We start from the raw sequence: 20828 nt of genomic DNA, 5'->3' as shown, positions 1-20828 counted from the left end.
TAAAAAGAAGAAGGAAAACTTGTCAAATACCCGCTATAATGCTGGCAAAAAGGGTAGGAGTTATGCTTTAATTACTTACAGTTTTCAATGTTTTTGTTGGATTGAGATCATGACCTTCGTTGTTACTGAGAGTTGTATTAAATGTAAATATACAGACTGCGTGGAAGTATGTCCGGTCGACTGTTTTTATGAAGGCCCTAATTTTCTGGTGATTCATCCGGAAGAATGTATTGACTGTGCCTTATGCGAGCCTGAATGTCCAGTCGAAGCGATTGTATCGGAAGATGATTTATCTGATGAACAGCGTGAGTTTCTGGAATTGAATGCTGAACTTGCCCAAAAATGGCCAAATATAACCTCTAAAAAAAACGCTCCTTCCGATGCCAAGGATTGGGAAGATGTGGCCGACAAACGTCAATATCTTGAAAAAGAGTGGAAATAAACACTGATCTTGTCCAATCATGTCGTCGGATATTGAGTGACAAAGGACGGCTATCGACGGCTTTGCCTGGTTTTGTCTCCCGTACAGCACAATCTGAACTTGCCGCTGCCATTGCTCAAACGATAGAGCAACACTCGGTTTTGGTTGCAGAAGCAGGAACAGGTACAGGGAAAACCTTTGCTTATCTCATACCAGGCCTTCTCAGCGGCAAGAAAGTGTTAATATCTACAGCAACAAAAACGCTGCAGGATCAGCTTTTTCAAAAAGATCTGCCCATGCTGGTTAAAGCGTTAGGACTTTCTGTCCGCATGCAGAATCTTAAAGGAAGGGCCAATTATATCTGTCGATATAGGGTAGCCTTATATTCGGCTGAAGCCTCCTTTCAAAACCCTCAATGTATTCATGATATCCTTCATGTCAAAGAAAAATTGCCACAACTTAAAGAAGGCGATCGAAGCGAATTGCCCGAACTTAAGGAGGATTCCAAAGCCTGGCCTTACGTGACGTCTACAACGGAGAATTGTCTTGGCAGCGAATGCCCGCAACATTCTGAGTGTTTTTTGATGAAGGCAAGAAAACGAGCCATGGATGCAGATATAGTGGTGATCAATCATCATCTGTTTTTTGCGGACTCTCGCTTGAAAAAACAAGGATTTGCAGAGCTTTTGCCCGGCTTTGATGTTGTTATTTTTGATGAGGCTCATCAGTTACCTGATGTTGCTACTGGTTTTTACGGAGAGCGTGTAGGTACTCGCCAGTTTCGCGAACTTATGGATGATGTTTTAAAAGAATGGCCAGTTTTGGATTTGGCCAATCAGCCGCTTAAGCAGCTAAGTTTGCAGGCGGAACGAATGTTTGATCAGATGCTGTCCGTTTTATCAACGCGAGAAGAGCGAGTCAGCTGGCAGAAGATTCGTTCTCATCATGGATTTATGGCATTATGGGAAGATTGGTTGACTCTAAAAAATGAGCTCAGCATTTGTTTACAGGATGAACAAGTCAAAGAGATCACGGGAATAAAACGTTGCAGGGAAAGGCTGGAGGCTATAGAAAAAGTCCTGTCCTCTTTTGAAAATGAAGACAGTCATTGTATTCGCTGGCTTGAACGTTTTAAACATACTTTGGTCTTTCATTCCACACCGTATGAAATTGCAAATGAATTCGGTCAATTATTAAAACGGCAGAACAGTGCTTATATCTTTACTTCAGCCACTTTAACCATGGCTGGTGCTTTTGACAGTTTTACCAAGCCTTTGGGGCTGGGAGACGTTGAAACACTGTCATTACCCAGTCCTTTTAATTTTCGACAGCAGGCCTTGTTATATTTGCCGCGAACGCTGCCAGACCCTAAAGATGGCCGCTATCATGATTTGCTTTTACAGAAGGTTCTCCCTGTAATTGATGCCTTGGGTGGTCGTTGTTTTTTTCTTTTTACCAGCCATCGGGCGCTAAAACAGGTTGCTCAACGAATGGCCAATCATTTAAAATATCCGCTTTTGGTACAAGGAGATGAGGCCAAGCCTATTCTGCTGGCTCGTTTTCGTCAGTTAGGTAATGCTGTTTTGTTGGGCACAGCAACGTTTTGGGAAGGGGTGGACGTGAAAGGAGAAGCATTATCCTGCGTCATTATTGATAAATTACCTTTTGCAAGCCCTGTGGATCCGGTAGTACAAGGCAAAATGGCCTATTTGAAAGCGCGAGGATTATCCGCTTTTGATGAACTGTCTTTACCCAGTGCGGTGATTGCATTAAAACAGGGAGTGGGGCGGTTAATCCGGGATGTAGAGGATAAAGGTCTATTGATCATCGCTGACCCGCGCTTGACCGGACGGGAATATGGAAGACTTATACTGGCCAGTTTACCTAAGTTGCCTGTCACCCGTGATGAAGAGAAGGTTTTTTCTTTTATAAATGAACTGGCATTAAAAGATTTAAAAAATGAATGTATTAGCTATTGACACCTCAACTGAAATCGCAAGCTTGGCGCTAAAAGTGAACCATGAACAATTCACTCTTGAAGAAGGGCAGCAAAAAACACATGCAAAGTTGTTATTGCCGTTAATTGATCGACTTTTGACACAAGCCGATGTACGGGTGAATCAACTGGATGCCATTGTCTTTGGTCGTGGGCCGGGAAGTTTTACAGGGCTTCGAGTGGCCTGTAGCATAGCGAAAGGTTTGGCCTATGCGCATGACATTCGTCTGGTTCCTGTAAGTACGCTTGCCGCTATCGCTTTTGAAGCACGTCAGCAAAGTTCGCAGGATACGACAGTTTTAGCCGTATTGGATGCTCGTATGAGAGAGATATATTGGAGTGTTTATACGTCTTCCTGTTTTCAAACCATCGAGCATGTTTCGCCTGCCTCCGATATTCAATTGCCGCAGTTATATTCATTTATTCTGGCCGGTGTTGGTTTTGAGCATTATATTGAGGCAATGCCTGAATCGATAAGAGAGCAAATCTCAGAGCAAAGACTCGTTTATCCCAAGGCATCCGCTATGATTGAGCTGGCTGAAACGGGGCAATTTGCAGCGGTCTCTGTTAATGAAGCAAGACCGGTTTACATCAGAAACAAAGTAACACAAGGGGATGCACGTGGATAAAAAATTATTGGATATACTTGTTTGTCCTTTATGCAAAGGGCAGTTACTTTTAAAGGATAAAGAACTGATTTGTCGATTTGACCGGCTAGCGTATCCGATTCGTGACGGTATACCTGTGATGCTTGAAACAGAAGCTCGTCTAATTCCACTTGAGGAAAAGGATAAATTATGAGGACTCCTTTTCATGTCGTTATTCCAGCACGTTATCAATCGTCTCGTTTCCCCGGTAAGTTGCTCATGGATTTAAATGGGGTATCGGTCATCGAGCGGGTTTATCGACAAGCCTTGTTAGCGCAACCGGCCTCAATCATTGTTGCTACCGATCACCCACAGATTGTTGAGCATGTCAGAACTTTTAATGCAGAAGTGATGATGACTGATGCAAGTCATCAAAGCGGTACCGATCGCATTGCTGAAGTTGTGGCCAAAGGCGATTATGGCTCTGAGGATATCATTGTTAATGTTCAGGGAGATGAGCCCTTTATTGCTCCTGAATTAATACAACAGGTTGCCAGAAGGCTTTCCTTGAGCAAAGCTCCTGTTGCCACCCTTTGCTGGCCTATCACTTCAGATGACTTGATGCAAAATCCAAACGTAGTCAAAGTGATACGTAATAAAGTAAATCAGGCTTTATATTTTTCCCGTGCCGGCATCCCGCACCACCGTGACTCCTCGTCATCTTATACTGGCGCCTATCGTCACATTGGTTTATATGCCTATCGTGCTGCGTTTTTGTTAGATTTTGTGAACTGGCCGGTTTGTGAGCTGGAAGCTTATGAGGCGCTGGAGCAGTTACGCATTCTCTGGCAAGGCCATCCAATGGATGTAGAGGAAGCCTGCGTTGAACCTTTACAGGATATTAATACGAAAGAGGATTTGTTGCGTGCAAAACAACTGTTAACAGCGATTTAATTTTTGAAACTAGTACCTCATCCTGTAAGTATTCTGATCATTAGGCTAGGCGATATTGGTGTCTGACAAGGCGCGAGGAAGGCGAATATTGAGCATATTCAACTGACGAGCAACGCAATTCAGACACCAATAGCATCAGGATAACGATCAGAATACTTACAGGATGAGGTACTAGAGAACTTTTTAGTGACGTTTTCTTGCAAGATGGAAATATGGCTGTTTCCCGAAAGAGTCGAGCGCTTACGTGCTAACTCATCGATTTGCTGAATGGTCTTTCCATGCTAAAGTCTTCTTTTTCTTCAGGCAGCATCTTTTTATATAATTCAGCGAGTCTGCTGACGTTTTTTTCCAATAGCCTGCGTCCCTTATGTTCACTGTTTCCCTCGTGATCCGTCAGGATGTGTTTGATTTGTTGCTCCACATGCTCTGACAGGGAAGAAAAAGCCATTTTATAGGTTATTTGATGTTGTTGAAGTTCAAGGTTGAGTTGAGCGATGAATTTTTCTGTCTCATTAACAGACTCAAAGCGTTGTTCATTGGTTAAAAACATCATCTTTTTTTTAAATCCGATTTTTGGGTAAGCTTTACGGAGGTCATGAAATTTGGAAAGCATGTTCCTATAATTTTGTCGAGCCAGGAAAGCTTGTATGACGACATCGGCTATGGCTGCGCCAAGATTAAACTGTTGCGGTATTTTTGCGCATGCTTCTTTGTATTTTTGCATTACTTCAGGATTACTGAGTAAAGTTTTGAGTCGCAGGTATTGTTTTTCATTAAAATTTGTATTTTTTGGGTTTAACTCAGCATATTGCAGCAAATGAAGTAATTCCCGGACATTCTCATCCTCTGACAAAGCATGTAGGCAGCTAATCACGCCTTTAGCGTAATCTTCTTTATGAGAAGCACAATCATAAACAATCAGTTTTTGGGCCGACAAAGCCTCTCCATGGCTTTGATCGCCACGAACACCGCATAATTCACCGCTTAATGCATTTAAAGCCATCATTTGGCGATGAGTCAGCCGCTTTCCAAAAAATAAGCGATATGTTCTGGCGTTTTTCTCACCGTTATCATGTAACATTTCTTCTTTACCTGTTTCAAGATCAATGAAGAGGACTTTACCAAAACCTGACTGGATTAATTCAGGTAAAACGGAGCTTAAAGCCTCTCTTTTTTTATCTTTATTTTTGCCGATGGCTACTATATCTTGATTCTTGGAAGAATTTTGATTAAACCACTGATGTATTGAAAGAAAACGTTTACAACTGTTTTCAGGATAATCATAACTGTATTGAAAGCTCAGTTCAGTACTTTGATGATAATCTTCAATGGATGAATTGGATCTGAGAGGAAGATTCAGTTCTTGCCAGTAATGTGCTCTAAAGCTTAAATCATTATGTTTTCGTGCCTCGGTCAAATTAACCAGTTCTTCCGAAATCAGGATACCTTTTTCGTCACTGCGGATGCGCAGTCCACTATATATACTCTGAACATCCTGGTATTTCTTAAAACTTTTTTTCAGATTATCGGACTCCAGATAGACACTTCCAAAGCTGGAATATTCCGACAAAAGTAAAATGGGTGTATGAGGTTCAAGCGGAATACGGGTGGTGGTCATCACTGGACCTTCAATATAATAGTCCAGCGTAAAAGACCCTTCTTTGCTAAGGGCATCATAGTCTTCCCGTGATAAAACGGTCACGCCGAATTCTTTATCACTACCAAGATCCTGAATGATTTTTTTACCTTCCTGGTGTGTGACCAGAAAAATATCGTCGGAATAGCCTCTCTCTGCCAGGGATTTTTTAAGCTGATGAACGGCTTTTAATCCAAACAGATAATCGCCAAACCCATCGCTGAGACCTTCTACATAAAATAGGATAGCCATGCTTAATGGTGAACTCAAATAATAAATATTGTCTTTTGTTTAAGCATAGCAGAGGAAGGACCAGTAAAGAAAGACAGGAGTGTCTATGAGAATGAAAATAAAAAATAATGTGGCTTCAACGAAAAATTTCGTAAACCATCAGCCCCTATCATCAAGAACGATTAAACTTTAATATAGAGAAACTGAGCCGTTACAAAAACTCTATGCAACCGGAGCACACTCTACCAATGTTTGATGTATTTCATGGCCTTTTTCTGCCAGCATACGTTCTGTGCTGGAAGCACCGAGTGTAACGAAAAAGTGGGGGCCGTGACTGAATTTTTCAGAACACAGGGACTTTAACTTCCATAAAGGCTTTATAAGATTAATACGTATCCACTGTACAAGCTTAAGCCGTTTACCTTCTGAATAGATTTCCATGTGATCATTGTCTAACTGTTCTTCTACCCTTTCTTGCAAATGCTCATGATATTTTTTGTCGTCTGATTTCGCGGCGTACATGGGTATAATCAATTCATTATTATGCCAAGTTACTTGAAGCTCCTTCGTGATGTAGGAAGCATTTAAATCCTGGAAGTCTTGTCGAAGTTTAGTTAATGTTTTCAGTCTTGGGTCAAGGCGGTTAAGCGCAGCCTCAGATAATAAAGTTCTATTGAGAGTAAAATCATCCTGAATTTTTTCCAGTTCTTCTTTTATTTCACCAGATGTCCGTTTAAGAGCAACTGGAAGGTATTTTTGCGTGATGCGGCTGATTTCACCGTTTAATAATTCAATAATATTAAGCGATTCCTGGTAACTTTTAGTCTTTATTCGCCGCTCGATTTCTGTTGCTTTAACACTTGTAATCATTCGTTGTGAAATAGCCTTTTCCACAGTGTCACGTTTATTCTTAAATGTTTTGATCCACTTAGAACATTCATTTCCTGATATCTCTTGCAGTGTAATGAAATGCTTATTTAAATCTGTAGCCTTATTAATGCATTCATCAATTGAGCTTTGCAAATCCTCTCGAAAAGGGTTGGCAGGATGTAAAGAAGGCATATCAAATTCGGCATACTCCTGTACGTTTCGGTTTATAGGAGAATAAGTTTTTAGCAGTTGATTTTTAACCTCTTTTATAAATTGATTGAGTGTGGCAATGCTTTCATTTGCAGCAGTTTCATAAACAGATAGTGATTCCTGCTTTGAAAAATCCACAATCAAGAGGGCTGCATTTTTCAGTTTTTCTATTTCTTCATCATGAGTTTCATTGTTGATGGCAGCTAAAGCCGATTGGGCTTCAAGCAACTTTTTGTCAACTGCATCCTTTAAATTTTTTCGTGCGTTGATATACTGCTTTTGCAGTTGTTTCTGGGCTTCCTTCACGGTTTTTTCCTTATCTTTAACTCTTTGCATAAAGCCGTTTAGTTTTTCTTTATGGTCACTTAGCACTTGAATGTTTAATGAAAGACATTCCAACCTGTCATTTGAAGACATTTCGGAAGTAGGTTTTTGTATTTTACTGGAATCAAGCACTGGAATTTCTTCCTGAAGCACTTGTAATTCACTTAGTAATTTTTTTGCGCTTTTTACCTCTTTATCTGAGACTAATCCTGTGTTATTGAATAATGCAAGACTATCCTCATAATTCTTGATCCAAACTTGTAGAGTATTTGTAATTTCCTCACTATTTTCTTTTATTTTCTTTTGAAGCTCAAGCTCTTCTGCTTTTTTCTTAAAATAAGATACTGACTCATTCACAGGCAAAGATTGAATAATGGAAAGGGCATGATACACAGATGCTATTTTTTCTTTTAGTTGTTGTTTTTCTTTTTGTTGTTTTTCTTCAGATCTTTGTTGCTGATATTTCTCTACTTTTGTTTTTACAGTTGTTCCCAGACTGGCAAAAGCAGAGAAAAGTCCTGAAACTTCTTCTTTTTTATTGTTTTCTTCGCTTTCAATGGACGATTCAAGTGGCCGTATAGAACTTTGCTCTGGCTGGATGGTGGAAGGTGCCTGAGTGTTTGGAAATAGTGCTCTCGTTAAAACAGGAGCTTCCTTTGTGTTAAGTGGCTTAAAGGTCTGGGGCAATACCAGGTTGGTTTTAATGTTTAAATGATTCAGCAATCGAGTGCCTAACTCCTCCACCGAATTTTTATCAAGCCCCAATATTTTTTTATTTAAAAGAGATTGAATGATTTCAATCTCATCTTTTAATTTTTGGATAAAGAATTGACTCTCTGCAGATTCCTGATCAACCAACTGGATGTCAGAAAAACCCTTTAAGTATTTCTCTATTGTATCCTGTAACTTAATTTGACTGTCAATAAAATAATGATACAGCTCATCCAGATCATCGAGTTCTGGGGCGATGATTTGCAGCCTTTGTTCGATAAGCTCCTTGAGTTCGGTATGTTCATATTCGAGTTTAGGTAGCTCCTTGAGGTTTTCTTTCAAATCTTTTTTTAATTGTTCATAGTAGCCGCTTTGTTCTTGCCAACGGCTTATTTTTCTGTTGGTACTTTCAATGATGGCATTAAGGCGTTGAATCTTTTGATGATGGATTTCCAGCAAAGTTTTAAGCTGATGATCCTGAGCCAAATAACTTTCTATCTCAAGAACCTTATAGAATGGCTTTTTATCGGAGTATCGCCTGAAACATTCAATACGGGGGACAATTTCATTTGCAAAATAGTCCTTTAACTCTTTTTCCCTTTTTTCTTCAGCCATTTAAACACCTGTCAAATAGAGTACTCATTGAGGGGAAATATACCATTGTAAAGTTAAGGAAAGCTTAAAGAAATGTAACATATCTGTAAAGAAATTTTTTTTGCAAAAATTTAGAGTATGTTCTCATTTCATTAAGGTCATTTTATTTAACACTTAATTTTTTATGTAGATAAAATAAAGCCGCAGGTAAAAGCATCAGCAAAATACCACAAGTAAAGGCCAGTCTGAAATGAGAAGCACCACCAATTTCAAGGCTTTCTTCAGGGGGGATAAAGCCTACGATCAAGGTAATGATGCATCCAATCAAGCCCAGCAAGCAGGTTAAATAATAGCCGGTATGTCCACCCGGAATAGCAAAGGGCCTATTTTTGTATGGAAATTTAAGTTTAAGATGCATGGCGGCGATAAACATCATCACGTACATCATGATGTATAGCTCGGTACTTAAATCGGTAAACAACCAGTATATTTCATTAATGGTGGGTAATAATAAGAATACACTGCAGAACAAGGTAACCAGTACAGCCTGTAAGAGAAGAATGCGTGAGGCCACACCGTGTTTATTGAGCTTATATAACCAATGAGGTAAAAAACCGTGATCGGCGGCAAGTAATAATCCTTTCGCCGGCGAAATTATCCAGTTCACCATGGAGCCAACGCTTCCAATCAACAGTAGAATGACAACGAGCGGCATGATTTTACCCAGATGATAGGCTTTAAAAAAGTTGGCAAAAGCTTTCATGACCCCATCGACAAGGCTTATCTGATGATGAGGCAGCACAAAGGCGATAGCCAGAGAACCAAAAATCATGGTCGTGAGAATCAGTAATACAGAAAAAAACATGGCTCTGGGAAAATTTTTCTTTGGATTTTTGACGTTGCGAACATGCACAGCGGCAAGTTCCATTCCCAGAAACGAGGTCATGATGGCGGTTAAAGACACCCATGACTGACTGTCTCCCCAGCGCGGAAGGAGCTTATGATAGCTGAAATCTACGGCAATGGGATTTCCCTTAATCAACCATATGATGGCCAATAAAATGATAAAAGCCATGGGGATGATCATGCCCACGATGGCGCAAAAGCTGGCAAAGGAAGCGGAGGCATGAATCCCTGAAAGCCCAAGATAAGTTAAAGACCAGAAAACCACAAGAATAACGGTAATAAGAAAAAATTTGTTCTGCGCCAGGGCAGGGTCAATCAAATAGGCAAAGGTGCCTGCGATAAAGGAAAGGATGGTGGGGTACCATACTATGGTATTAATCCACTGCAACCAGATGGTAAAAAAAGCCCAGTTGGCTCCAAAGGCACTTCGAACCCAACTATAAATGCCGCCTTCTTCTTCATGCCAGGTGGAAGATAATTCTGCGGCTACTAAGGCCACAGGGATTAAAAAAACAAGGGCTGAAAAAATGAAAAAGAAAATAAGTGTAGAACCGAAAAGCGCTGTGGCAGGAAGGTTTCTGATACTGTCAATGGCGCCGGTAATAAGTAAGGTCAGCGCAAGAACAGAGATTTTTTCAGTCGACAAAGGCTTCATTGATTTAGCTAAATGAAAAAAATATGGCCATTATAACGTGAAATAGGTAAGCAGGAAAAGCAGCAGGATTATAATTTTACAGTCATTTCAGATATTTTTCACGGAGATTAAGGATCCGGATGGCCGAGGAAAGTCGGCATCCATTATTCATTAAAGAGTGGATACCGGCTTTCGCCGGTAGTTCGACGCAAGCCTTCCTGTAAAGACAGTGATACTCAGTATAATCGTTACAGACTTTGTGAAGTTTTCGAATTGCCGACGAAAGTCGGCATCCATTATCTGTTAAAGAACAAGTAGATACCGGTTTTCGCCGGAGTTCGATGCATTTTTTAAGAGGAAGATACTAGGCTCTGTGCACTTATCTTTTACCGGCTGCAAATCACCCAAATTTAAGTACACAGAGCCTAAATCGTTGAGTGCTTTAGCACTCATACTCCATGAACGGTAATAACTATATTTCGTGAAGGCGCCTCATTACGGTGCTCGCAAAGATAAATGCCCTGCCATTGCCCAAGTCCAGGTTTTCCCTGAATAAGAGGAATATTCAGCGATGCACCAAGGAGCACGTTTTTTATATGGGCAGGCATGTCATCCTCACCTTCCAGGATATGCCGATAAAGGCGGTTATCTTCCGGAACAGAGCGATTAAAATAAGCCTCCAGATCAAATCGTACGTCTTCACAGGTGTTTTCATTGATACATAAGGAGGCGGAAGTGTGCTGAATAAATAAATGGATAATGCCTGTCTCGATGGCAGGCATTGATTTTAAAGCTTGTATGACGTCATGGGTGATCAGATGAAAGCCACGAGGTTTCGCAGGCAAACGGTGAAGCACCTGCCAATATTTAACCTCAGCCACTCTGATATCCTCCACGACAGGCCGGTGATTCAGAAACCGTGCCAGAGATTTTTTGCCATTCTTCCGGCGTATAGAGGCATAGGCTTAAGGCATGCATTCCTCTTTCAAATTCTTCACTTAAAAGTTGATTAATTTGACGATGTCTTTGAAGACGTGTTTTTTGCCTGAATTGTTCCGAAACCATGGTGATTTTATAATGGGTTTCAGCGCCTTCTGGCACATGGTGATGAGAGGATTCATCCTTTACTTCGAGAGTTTCTGGATGCAATTCTTTTTGCAGACATTCATAAATACGTTCTTTTCGGTTCATCATAAAAAAATGCAGACATTGAACATACTATAAATTATACACCTGTTTTTATCTCTCAAACCACCGCCTTTAATGATGTTTCCGTATTATCCATCACATGTAGCCCTCTTGCTTGCAACCAGGAATTCAACACATATCAATTTTATGACCATTCAGAACAAGGTTGTTATGAGGAATGTGATTGAGTGATTCCTGGTTGCAAGCAAGAGGCTACATACTCCGTGAGTTTACGCCGAATTGAGGTTAGAATATAAAAATGAACAAAAACAAGTGAAAAAATGAATGATTTAAAACGGTTTTTTTTATTTCTTTCAATACACTGGCTCTTGGGGAGCCTGTTGTTTCTTTTTGTCTTTGGTCGTCAGTTTTCATTTGATACACTCATGGGAAATCCCCTGACCTCTAGTTTTAACGGTACCCATATCTATCTATCGTCATTATTAGCTACCATTATTTTATTCCTTATCTATAAAAATAAATTGGCTAAGCAGCCTTATCCTTATTTTATGTTTGGTTTTTATATAGGAAATCTGTCATTAGTTATTTTATTTGTTATTGATGCGATATTACAAAACAACCTGCTTTGGCAATGGCCTTATTTTTTACAAATTTTGTATGTTCCATTTCTTCAATTAATCGTTGCGTATATATTTGCATTCCCCTTTCTTTCATTACTTCCTGCCTGGGGAGCGGCTTATTGTCTTTATAAATGGGAAATACATGGGTCATAATATGACTAATATGGTCACTTATATCAACATTTTGTCCTTCTTTAATTATTATTATTCATTTTGTTGTTTTTTTATTTGGAAAGTGCATTTAAAAATTTTTTTCAATAAAATCAATTATCTGATGAAAAAATATAAAAAAACGGTATGCTGTTTCCTTGAAGGTGGAAAAGAAAAATGAGGTTGGCATCTGCTTTGCATTATATGTAAGTGTGTTTAAATATTTGTTATATGGAGAGAGTAATGAAACAACAAAAAGGCTTTACCTTAATTGAATTGATGATCGTGGTCGCCATTGTCGGCATTCTGGCAGCAGTGGCGATTCCTGCTTATCAGGATTACACCATAAGAGCGCGGGTGACGGAAGGTTTGAACCTGGCTTCCGCTGCTAAACTGGCTGTATCTGAGACGGCGATGTCTAATAATAATTTAGCAAACGTCACTCAAGCTACTTCAGGTTATGAGCCTCCGCAGCCGACAGCTAATGTGCAAAGTATTGCGATAGCTGATGGTGGCGACATAACAATTACCTATACTCCAGCAGCCGGCGGGGGTACAATTGTTTTAGAGCCAACCCAGGATCCAAATAGTGGTGAAGTTCAATGGACTTGTACAGGAGGTAACTTAGATGCTAAGTATCGTCCTGCCAATTGTCGATAACTATAACCCAGTATCAAAACCGCCCAATTGGGCGGTTTTTTTATTCCTTTTCCATATACCGCGACATCGACCGCGGTATCTGTACGAAGCCCTGTTAGACCCCGCTATCAAGTAGCGGGGATTCGATGTAAAAAAAATAACTTTGGAAAAATACAACACGAAATACCACGGCACCGACCGCGGCATCTGTACGAAGCCCTGTTAGACCAAGCAGCGGGGATGCGGTTTAATCAAACCTCGACGAATTACCGCGGCATCGACCGCGGTATCTACATGAAGCTCTGTTTAGACCCCGCTATCAAGTAGCGGGGATTCGATGTAAAAAAAATAACTTTGGAAAAATACAACACGAAATACCACGGCATCGACCGCGGCATCTGTACGAAGCCCTGTTAGACCAAGCAGCGGGGATGCGGTTTAATCAAACCTCGACGAATTACCGCGGCATCGACCGCGGTATCTACACGAAGCTCTGTTTAGACCCCGCTATCAAGTAGCGGGGATTCGATGTAAAAAAAATAACTTTGGAAAAATACAACACGAAATACCACGGCATCGACCGCGGCATCTGTACGAAGCCCTGTTAGACCAAGCAGCGGGGATGCGGTTTAATCAAACCTCGACGAATTACCGCGGCATCGACTGCGGTATCTACATGAAGCTCTGTTTAGACCCCGTTATCAGGTAGCGGGGATTCGATTGTCTAAAGTGCGGTAAAAAATCACATATTAAAAGCCGGCAACTTTTTAGCCACCAGCTCATTTTTCAATCGTACATAATCAGGTAAGCCATTGGCATAAGGAGGATAAGCTTCACCTTGAATGAGAGGAGCAAGATAACGCCTACAGGCAGCAGTGATACTAAAGCCATCGTTAGCGATGAATTCCTTGGGCATGGCTTTTTCCTGATTGGCCACATCGGCAAGAGGAACATGACCAATGGACCATTGATAGGGTTCATCCCGCTCACGGATGATGACAGGCATAATGGCATTGTTGCCTTTGACAGCCAGTTCAACAGCAGCCTGTCCCAGACTGTATGCTTGCTCGACATCCACTTTTGAAGCAATATGGCGTGCTGCTCTTTGTAAATAATCTGCCACCGCCCAATGATACTTAAATCCTAAATGCTGCTTTATCATCTGGGCAATGAAGGGTGCAACCCCACCTAATTGGGTATGGCCAAAAGCATCGCGCAGACCGGCATCACTGAGAAATTGTCCTTCCTCATTTCTGATGCCTTCTGAAACGACAATTACGCAGTACCCATAATGTTGAACGCATTCTTTAACTTTGTTTAGAAAGTTTTGCTGGTTAAATCTTACTTCAGGCAATAAGATGATATGGGGTGGTTCATCGGCTTTCTCGCTGGCCAGTCCACTGGCGGCAGCGATCCATCCTGCATGCCGTCCCATGACTTCCAGGATAAAAACCTTGGTGGAGGACTCGGCCATGGAGGCAACATCAAAACCAGCTTCCTTTGTCGACACAGCAACGTATTTGGCGACAGACCCAAATCCTGGACAGGCATCTGTAAAAGGCAGATCATTATCTACCGTTTTGGGAATGCCAATACAGGTGATGGGATAGCCACTTTTTTCACCCAGTTGAGACACTTTATGAGCTGTATCCTGAGAATCTCCACCGCCATTATAGAAAAAATAACCAATGTTGTGCGCCTTAAACACCTCCAGCAGTCTTTCATATTCACGACCTTCATTTTTTAATTTATAACGGCATGAACCAAAGGCTCCTGCAGGAGTGTGCATCAGCCTGGCAATGTCAGCATCGCTTTCAAGTGAGGTATCGATGAGTTCTTCACGAAGAGCTCCTATGATGCCGTTTCTTGCGGCATAGACTTTACCTATCATATCAGAGTGTTGGCGGGCGGTCTGGATGACGCCGCAGGCCGTTGCATTGATAACGGCGGTCACGCCCCCGGATTGAGCATATATTGCATTTTTAATGTTCATGGGTTCTCCTGCTGTGAAATGATAGGTTTTTAAGATTCGCTGTAATAATTTTCATATTCATCAATAACGGCGTCAATACGCTGGACTAATTCAGCGAAAAGTGAGCGTAAATCTTCTGAATTTTTGACCTGCTGGGTCATGATTTCAAATTCCCTTACTTTTTTCTGCAACATAGGAACGCCACAGAAACTGCAGGCCCCATGTAATTTGTGTGCGGCACTGGCAAGACCACGAATGTTTTTGTCGCGCATCAACTGAATCAATTCAAGCCGGTCTTTTTTTAATTCTTCTACAAAACGGGCGAGAAAATCTTCAGCGAGCTTCTGGTTACCGGACAGTTTCTGCACGCATAAGGACCAGTCGATGGCTGCGTGTTGAGCCTTGTCCATCAAACGAAGTAAATGACTGATGAGTTGTTTTTCCTCAACAGGCTTATGCAGGCAATGATCAATACCGGCGTTTTTTAATTTATCGCGGTTAATATCGGTACTGCTGGCGCTTAATAAAAGAATAGGCGTATGACGATTGAGTAAAGATTCATGTCGAATTTTTTTGGCAGCTTCAAGTCCGTTGAGCTTTGGCATTTGCAGATCGAGGAGTATGACCTGGAAACGTTTTTCATTACAGATTACGACTGCTTGCTCACCATCACTTACTGATTCCATATTTGCATTTTCACCGAGCAGGGAGTTTAACAACATACGGTTGACCGGATTATCTTCCGCTATCAGGATATCAGGATGAGAAAATCTCAGTTGTTCTCTCAAATTTTCAACTTCCTGAGGCACTGAAGGGGGGACTGATGGTTGATGCATTAGGGATTCAATAATGTCATGAAGTTTCTGAATGCTAATGGGTTGGTATAAAAAAGCTTGTGCGCCGAAGGATTTGACATCCGCAATTGGCCATTTTGAAACAAGAATGTAAGTTTTATTCGGGTGAGCTTTGAGAAGATCGGCAATCTGCGCTTCATATCCCTGTTTGACGTTAATAAAGGCGAAATCGCAATTTTTATTATGCTCTAAGGCTTTGGCTAATTTGTCAAGGGCATTGACAGTAGCGCATTGTATGCCCCAGTGGCCTAAGCCATTGGTAATGGATTCCAGTTGCAGTCTGTTTTCGTCAAAGCATAACACTTTAAGATGAGCAAAACGATAATTCTGATTTTTTTCAACTTCATAGGATGAGAGTTTCTCCACACGAATATGAACGGAGAAGGTTGAGCCTTTATGTAATTCACTACTCAGACTGATGCGTCCTTTCATTTCTTCAGCCAGTTTCTTGCAAATGACAAGGCCAAGGCCGGAGCCGCCGTAGCGACGGGTAATGCTGGTATCGGCCTGATTGAAGGCTGTAAATAATTTACTCTGATCCTCTTTTGAAATCCCGATGCCGGTATCGGATACAGAGATGCGAAGCAGGTAATCATTTGCCATCTCCTGCTCAACCTCGGTTCGGATAAGAACGTATCCTTTATCGGTGAATTTTATGGCGTTGTTCACCAGATTGGATATGATTTGTTTAATGCGTAATGGATCACCGAGAACCGTTCTTGGAACCTCGAGAGAGGTAATTGGAATCAAGTCAATGCCTTTTTTGTGAGCATTGGGAGCAGAGAGAACAAGAACTTCATCAATGCAGGCCCGTATGTCAAGAGGTATACAGTCGAGATGGAGTTTACCGGCATCCATTTTTGAATAATCAAGAATGTCGTTGATGATTTGTAATAGATCCTGAGCAGAAGTTTTGATCGTTTTAACATAATCGAGCTGTAAGGGATCCAGTTTACTTTCCAGCAATACGTTAGTAAAACCAATCACCCCATTCATAGGGGTACGGATTTCATGGCTCATGTTGGCAATGAATTCTGATTTTTGCCGGTTTTTTTCTTCTGATTTTTTCTTCTCCATCGATAATTCGATGTTTTTTTCTTCCAGCAATTCAAGGCTTTGTTGCAGGTCAGCCGTGGCCACTTCAATATGATGATTCAGATCACGTATGGTGTCGAGATATTGTTTCTGCAAATGGGCACAGCCCTCCTCAATAACACCCAGCTCCCCTGCGCTTGAAACCCGAATTTCTGTCTCAAATTCATTCCTTAAAATCTGTTTCATGCTCCTGCGTAATCGGCTGATAGGCATATAAATGCGTTTTGACAAAAAATAATGCGTGGCCAAGCCAATCAGTAATCCAAACAGCGTAATAAAAATCGTAACAATCATCATTTGATAGCGCTTGATCAACATGGATTGGGTATCAATATTGATAGACAGCCATCCCAAAATATCATCTGGCTGTAAAATAAAATTCTGGGTTGAAGGTCTCAGTATATCCGTGGAATATAAGTTATATTTTGGGATAGTGATGGGGGCGAAAAAATTAATGGTGGTGGAATTCAGTTGCTTGCTTTCTATAAAATCACCGGTAAAGGCTGGAGGAGTAAAGGGTTTTTTCAGAGAATGTTTTCCTCCGCGATAAGCGAGCAGACGTCCATTGGCATCGTAGAAAGCAACGGCTTTCACTTCCTGATTGATGGTAGAAGCGTTAATGAGCCCTTGCAGAGTCCGATGGTTATCCTGCTGTAAGGCATACTGAGCAGCTGGCATTAATTGGCGAATGTAAGCTTCGCCGAGACGTGACATGTGTTGTTTTAAATCTTTGCTGAATTGACCGTTATAAAATAAGGCAAACAATAAAGCGACGAGAAGCACAGGAATAAGTGTTGTAATCCTGAGCTGGTATTTAATACCAAGGCTTTTCAATCATTTCTCCTGAATAGTTGTTCAGTAAGGTTAACAGAATTTAAATTCTGCATGAAAAAATCAGAGCAGCAAATATGGCTACCAATCTTCGTGACGCTGGGCGGATTGGATGGTTGCTGCTTTGCTTGGCCTGCAAACTGGGCTATTATAAACAAGTGCGCGATTTTGTCCGCGTTGCTTTGTTACTGTCAGATAATTATTTTGCTTTTTTATCAGAGCACGTACAGAAAAATCAAGTGAATTTACATCTGTTATTAATTAAATGGAATGTTTTTTATGGCCATCAGAACTCGTTTTGCTCCTAGTCCTACTGGTTTTTTGCACGTGGGTGGTGTTCGCACTGCTTTATTTTCCTGGCTTTATGCCCGTCGTCATCAAGGTAAATTTATTCTGCGGATAGAGGATACGGATAGGGAACGTTCTACTCAGGAATCGGTACAGGCTATTCTTGATGGTATGGCCTGGCTTAAGATGGATTTTGATGAAGGCCCTTATTTTCAAACCCAGCGTTATGAGCGCTATCTGGAAGTTGTGCAGCGCTTGTTGGAGGAAGGTAAAGCTTATCGTTGTGAATGTACCCGTGAACGATTGGAAGCTTTAAGAGAAACGCAACTGGCGGCTAAGGAAAAGCCCAGGTATGATGGCCGCTGTCGTGATAAAAATCTTCCTGAAAGCGATATTCCCCAAGTGATTCGTTTTAAAAATCCCTTAGCGGGAATGGTATCGTTTACCGATGAGGTCTATGGCGATATTCATGTAAGTAATGAGGAACTCGATGATCTGATTATTTTACGCTCTGACGGACATCCTACCTATAATTTTGCCGTGGTGATTGATGACTTGGATATGCAGATCACGCATGTTATTCGTGGTGATGATCATATCAACAATACACCTCGTCAAATCAATTTATTTAAAGCCTTAAATGCTCCGGTTCCTGTATTTGCCCATTTACCGATGATTTTAGGAGAAGACGGTAAAAGACTTTCCAAACGTCATGGGGCGGTAAGTGTTTTGCAATTTAAAGAGGATGGGATTCTGCCGCATGCTTTATTGAACTATCTTGTACGTTTAGGCTGGTCATATAAGGATCAGGAAATTTTCAGCGTTGAAGAGATGATCGCGAAATTTGACCTGAAAAAGATCAGCCGGGGCGCCTCCAGTTTTAATTATGAAAAATTATACTGGCTTAATCAGCATTACCAAAGAACAGATCCCCCCGAAGAAGTGGCCAAAGCTTTGCAGTGGCATTTTGACATGAAGGGCGTTGATATTCGGCAGGGTCCCTTTTTAAAAGATTTGGTTCCTATTCAGGCTGAACGGTGCAAGACACTGGAAGAGATATGTAAAGCGAGCATGTATTTCTTTCAGGATGAGGTTGAGTATGATGAAAATGCAGTGAAAAAATATTTACGGCCGGTGATTTATGAACCTTTGAAAGAGCTCTATGAACGATTACAACAGCTTTCTGACTGGCAACGTGATTTGATACAGGAAGTCATCAATGATGTCAGTGCGAAATTCGATCTCAACATGGCCAAAGTGGCGCAACCGCTCAGGGTTGCAGTTACCGGCAGCAGCACTTCGCCTTCGATTGATATGACCTTAACGCTCTTAGGCAGGGAACGTGTTTTGACACGTTTACAGGAGGCACTGGGAAGAATCAAAGCGCGAGCCGCCGCGCAGTAAAAGCTCAGGCTTATATTGACGGCAGATAATAGGGGAGCGCTTACGCCACACAGGCGGAATTAAATCCTGTTTTTTGCGTGACAGTTTTTGTATTTTCGCTGGCTGCCACAGGGACAGGGTTGATTGCGATTTATTTTCTCTTCCTTTTTCTGTTTAATTTGTTGAGAATGTTTGCCGTCAATATAAAACCAGGCATCATCAATACGGGCAAATTCACTGATTTCATGGATGGATTTTATCTTATCAGCTTCCATGTATTTTGCCACAAATTCTACGTAGCCTTTCTTTGGTTGAGGCGTTTCGGCAGATAAAACCTGTAGATTTAACCAACAAACATGTTGCGCTCGTTTCTGCATGGCTTCTTTATCAAATCCAACTAAAGCCTTCCCTTTCATGGTACGTTCTATATAGTCCATATTGGCAAAATAATAGGCTGAATAACGTGAACGCATTAGCGTTTCTGGATTTTCTGCCTTTTTAATGTTCTTATGGTATGGCGCACAGCAATGCTCATAATCGCTTGGTGAACCGCAAGGACATGATTTCATTATCTATATCGACTCTGTAACGAACCCTTTTTCATGGTAAAATGAGTGATTAAGCCGTTTAAATGGCATGTAATTTTTAACGAAAACGCAAAAAAACTCAATAGACTTCTTAAGGTAATTCAAATGATAACATTGTATCAGTTCCCTCGTGTTTGGGGTTTGCCGAATGCCAGCCCGTTTTGCATGAAGCTGGAAACTTTTCTGCGTATGACTGAAATCGAATACGGCATAAAATGGATCAATAATCCAGCTAAGGCTCCAAAAGGTAAACTTCCTTTTGTCAAAATGGAAGATAAGATCATGGGGGATAGTGAATTAATTATCGATCATTTACTTCATGCTCATCCTCATTTAAAACTTATAAATGAGGAGCAACAGGCAAGAGCTCGTTTTATTGATATTTGTCTGAGTGAACGTCTTTATTGGATTATTCTTTATTCGCGCTGGAAAAATGATGAAGCCTGGGCAATGGTTAAGAAAGCTTTTTTTGGTCATTTACCGCCCCTTGCAAAATGGTTTGTTCCCAAGTTGGTACGAAAATACATGTTAAAATCACTTTATTATCAAGGAATGGGAAGACATTCCTATGAAGAGATAACGGAATTTGGAAAGAAAACCATAGATGGACTTGTTGAAATACTGGATGGTAAGAAATATCTGTTTGGTGAGAAACCTTCATGGGTAGATGCTTCTTTATTTGGGTTTATGGCAAATATCATCTGGTCTCCGCTGGATGACCCTATAAAAAAGCATGCATTAAGTTATGATGTCTTAAAAGAATACTGTATACGTATGTGGCAGAAATATTTTCCGGAAATGAAGCTGCCTTCATAAGATATTAGCTTCAAAGCGACCAATCCTTCCGGTTGGTGAGCTCACAAGTTTTGGCACAGAAATTAGGTGTAAGGTCAGCTCCTAAATTTATCGGGGTTGACCTTTTACAAATGTCGACTATCTCGATTTTAGCCATTTTTTAGGGGGGCGAATCCCCGCTACTTGATAGCGGGCCCATACGGAGTTTCGCGTGGATACCGCGGTCGATGCCGCGGTAATTCGCACCATTCTATTTTTCTCAAGTCATCGATTTACAGCGACTTTGATAAATATACAAGAGTCGCGCTACCTCATGAAAGATTTTGGGACATCCAAGTCCCCAAAATCGACTCGCCAACGCGCGAAGTGTTTGGGCCGCGAGCGTCCTGTT

At 41.2% G+C, this 20828-nt stretch carries 17 protein-coding genes; 9 read left to right on the top strand and 8 right to left on the bottom strand.

What is annotated here, in order from left to right; translation table 11 throughout:
- Positions 1–109 precede the first annotated feature (109 nt).
- The 5 genes from fdxA to kdsB are packed head-to-tail and all read left to right on the top strand — an operon-like array spanning position 110 to position 3958.
- Entirely contained in the window at positions 110–442 is a 333-nt protein-coding gene (gene fdxA, locus E4T55_RS04110) for a ferredoxin FdxA (protein WP_058502253.1), read from the top strand.
- Positions 433–2400 (top strand): DNA repair helicase YoaA, encoded by a 1968-nt coding sequence (gene yoaA / locus E4T55_RS04105; protein WP_058502237.1) that lies wholly within the window; start codon positions 433–435, stop codon positions 2398–2400. The genes fdxA and yoaA overlap by 10 nt, the downstream gene beginning before the upstream one ends.
- Positions 2381–3046 (top strand): tRNA (adenosine(37)-N6)-threonylcarbamoyltransferase complex dimerization subunit type 1 TsaB, encoded by a 666-nt coding sequence (gene tsaB, locus E4T55_RS04100; RefSeq protein WP_058502238.1) that lies wholly within the window; start codon positions 2381–2383, stop codon positions 3044–3046. Before yoaA ends, tsaB begins: the two co-directional genes overlap by 20 nt.
- Positions 3039–3218, top strand: a complete 180-nt coding sequence (locus tag E4T55_RS04095; RefSeq protein ID WP_058502239.1) for a Trm112 family protein — start codon at positions 3039–3041, stop codon at positions 3216–3218. The genes tsaB and E4T55_RS04095 overlap by 8 nt, the downstream gene beginning before the upstream one ends.
- On the top strand, positions 3215–3958 hold the full coding sequence (gene kdsB, locus E4T55_RS04090; RefSeq protein ID WP_058502240.1) for a 3-deoxy-manno-octulosonate cytidylyltransferase: 744 nt from the start codon (positions 3215–3217) through the stop codon (positions 3956–3958). The genes E4T55_RS04095 and kdsB overlap by 4 nt, the downstream gene beginning before the upstream one ends.
- Positions 3959–4205: 247 nt before the next feature.
- On the opposite strand, the gene E4T55_RS04085 is transcribed toward kdsB, so the two are convergent.
- The 5 genes from E4T55_RS04085 to E4T55_RS04065 form a co-directional block, all read right to left on the bottom strand.
- Positions 4206–5846 carry a hypothetical protein gene (locus tag E4T55_RS04085; protein WP_058502241.1) on the bottom strand — a complete coding sequence of 547 codons (1641 nt, stop codon included), beginning with the start codon at positions 5844–5846 and terminating at the stop codon, positions 4206–4208.
- Positions 5847–6047: 201 nt separating this feature from the next.
- A complete protein-coding gene (locus E4T55_RS04080) occupies positions 6048–8555 on the bottom strand; it encodes a coiled-coil domain-containing protein (RefSeq protein ID WP_058502242.1) in 2508 nt (835 codons plus the stop codon).
- 142 nt (positions 8556–8697) lie between these two features.
- Positions 8698–10095 (bottom strand): APC family permease, encoded by a 1398-nt coding sequence (locus E4T55_RS04075; RefSeq protein WP_058502243.1) that lies wholly within the window; start codon positions 10093–10095, stop codon positions 8698–8700.
- A 428-nt stretch (positions 10096–10523) separates the two neighbouring features.
- A complete protein-coding gene (locus E4T55_RS04070; RefSeq protein WP_058502244.1) occupies positions 10524–10955 on the bottom strand; it encodes a secondary thiamine-phosphate synthase enzyme YjbQ in 432 nt (143 codons plus the stop codon).
- Positions 10948–11268: a BolA family protein gene (locus E4T55_RS04065; RefSeq protein ID WP_316409773.1), complete on the bottom strand. Its 321-nt coding sequence runs from the start codon at positions 11266–11268 to the stop codon at positions 10948–10950. Before E4T55_RS04065 ends, E4T55_RS04070 begins: the two co-directional genes overlap by 8 nt.
- A gap of 275 nt (positions 11269–11543) precedes the next feature.
- On the opposite strand from E4T55_RS04065, the gene E4T55_RS04060 reads away from it, so the two are divergent.
- Together E4T55_RS04060 and E4T55_RS04055 are read left to right on the top strand one after the other, a co-directional pair.
- The gene (locus E4T55_RS04060; RefSeq protein ID WP_058502245.1) at positions 11544–11996 is read left to right on the top strand and encodes a hypothetical protein; all 453 of its coding nucleotides are present in this window, start codon (positions 11544–11546) and stop codon (positions 11994–11996) included.
- Positions 11997–12236: 240 nt separating this feature from the next.
- Positions 12237–12653, top strand: a complete 417-nt coding sequence (locus E4T55_RS04055) for a pilin (RefSeq protein ID WP_172460993.1) — start codon at positions 12237–12239, stop codon at positions 12651–12653.
- Between the two features lie 721 nt (positions 12654–13374).
- Here the strand turns inward: E4T55_RS04055 and E4T55_RS04050 are convergent.
- Positions 13375–14625, bottom strand: a complete 1251-nt coding sequence (locus E4T55_RS04050) for a 6-phosphofructokinase (RefSeq protein WP_058502247.1) — start codon at positions 14623–14625, stop codon at positions 13375–13377.
- Between the two features lie 29 nt (positions 14626–14654).
- Positions 14655–17387, bottom strand: a complete 2733-nt coding sequence (letS, locus tag E4T55_RS04045) for a two-component system sensor histidine kinase LetS (protein ID WP_135121914.1) — start codon at positions 17385–17387, stop codon at positions 14655–14657.
- 276 nt (positions 17388–17663) lie between these two features.
- On the opposite strand from letS, the gene gltX reads away from it, so the two are divergent.
- Positions 17664–19076, top strand: a complete 1413-nt coding sequence (gene gltX / locus E4T55_RS04040) for a glutamate--tRNA ligase (RefSeq protein WP_058502249.1) — start codon at positions 17664–17666, stop codon at positions 19074–19076.
- 59 nt (positions 19077–19135) lie between these two features.
- Here the strand turns inward: gltX and E4T55_RS04035 are convergent, their stop codons facing one another.
- Positions 19136–19624, bottom strand: a complete 489-nt coding sequence (locus E4T55_RS04035) for a YchJ family protein (protein WP_058502250.1) — start codon at positions 19622–19624, stop codon at positions 19136–19138.
- Between the two features lie 123 nt (positions 19625–19747).
- Here E4T55_RS04035 and E4T55_RS04030 point away from each other — a divergent pair, with 123 nt between their 5' ends.
- On the top strand, positions 19748–20458 hold the full coding sequence (locus E4T55_RS04030; RefSeq protein WP_058502251.1) for a glutathione S-transferase C-terminal domain-containing protein: 711 nt from the start codon (positions 19748–19750) through the stop codon (positions 20456–20458).
- Positions 20459–20828 lie beyond the last annotated feature (370 nt).

Origin of the sequence: Legionella israelensis, from assembly GCF_004571175.1 — a bacterium.
Taxonomy (GTDB): Bacteria; Pseudomonadota; Gammaproteobacteria; order Legionellales; family Legionellaceae; genus Legionella_D; species Legionella_D israelensis.
Note: the sequence above shows the minus strand (reverse complement) of the source record. Positions and strands in the feature narration are given on the sequence as shown.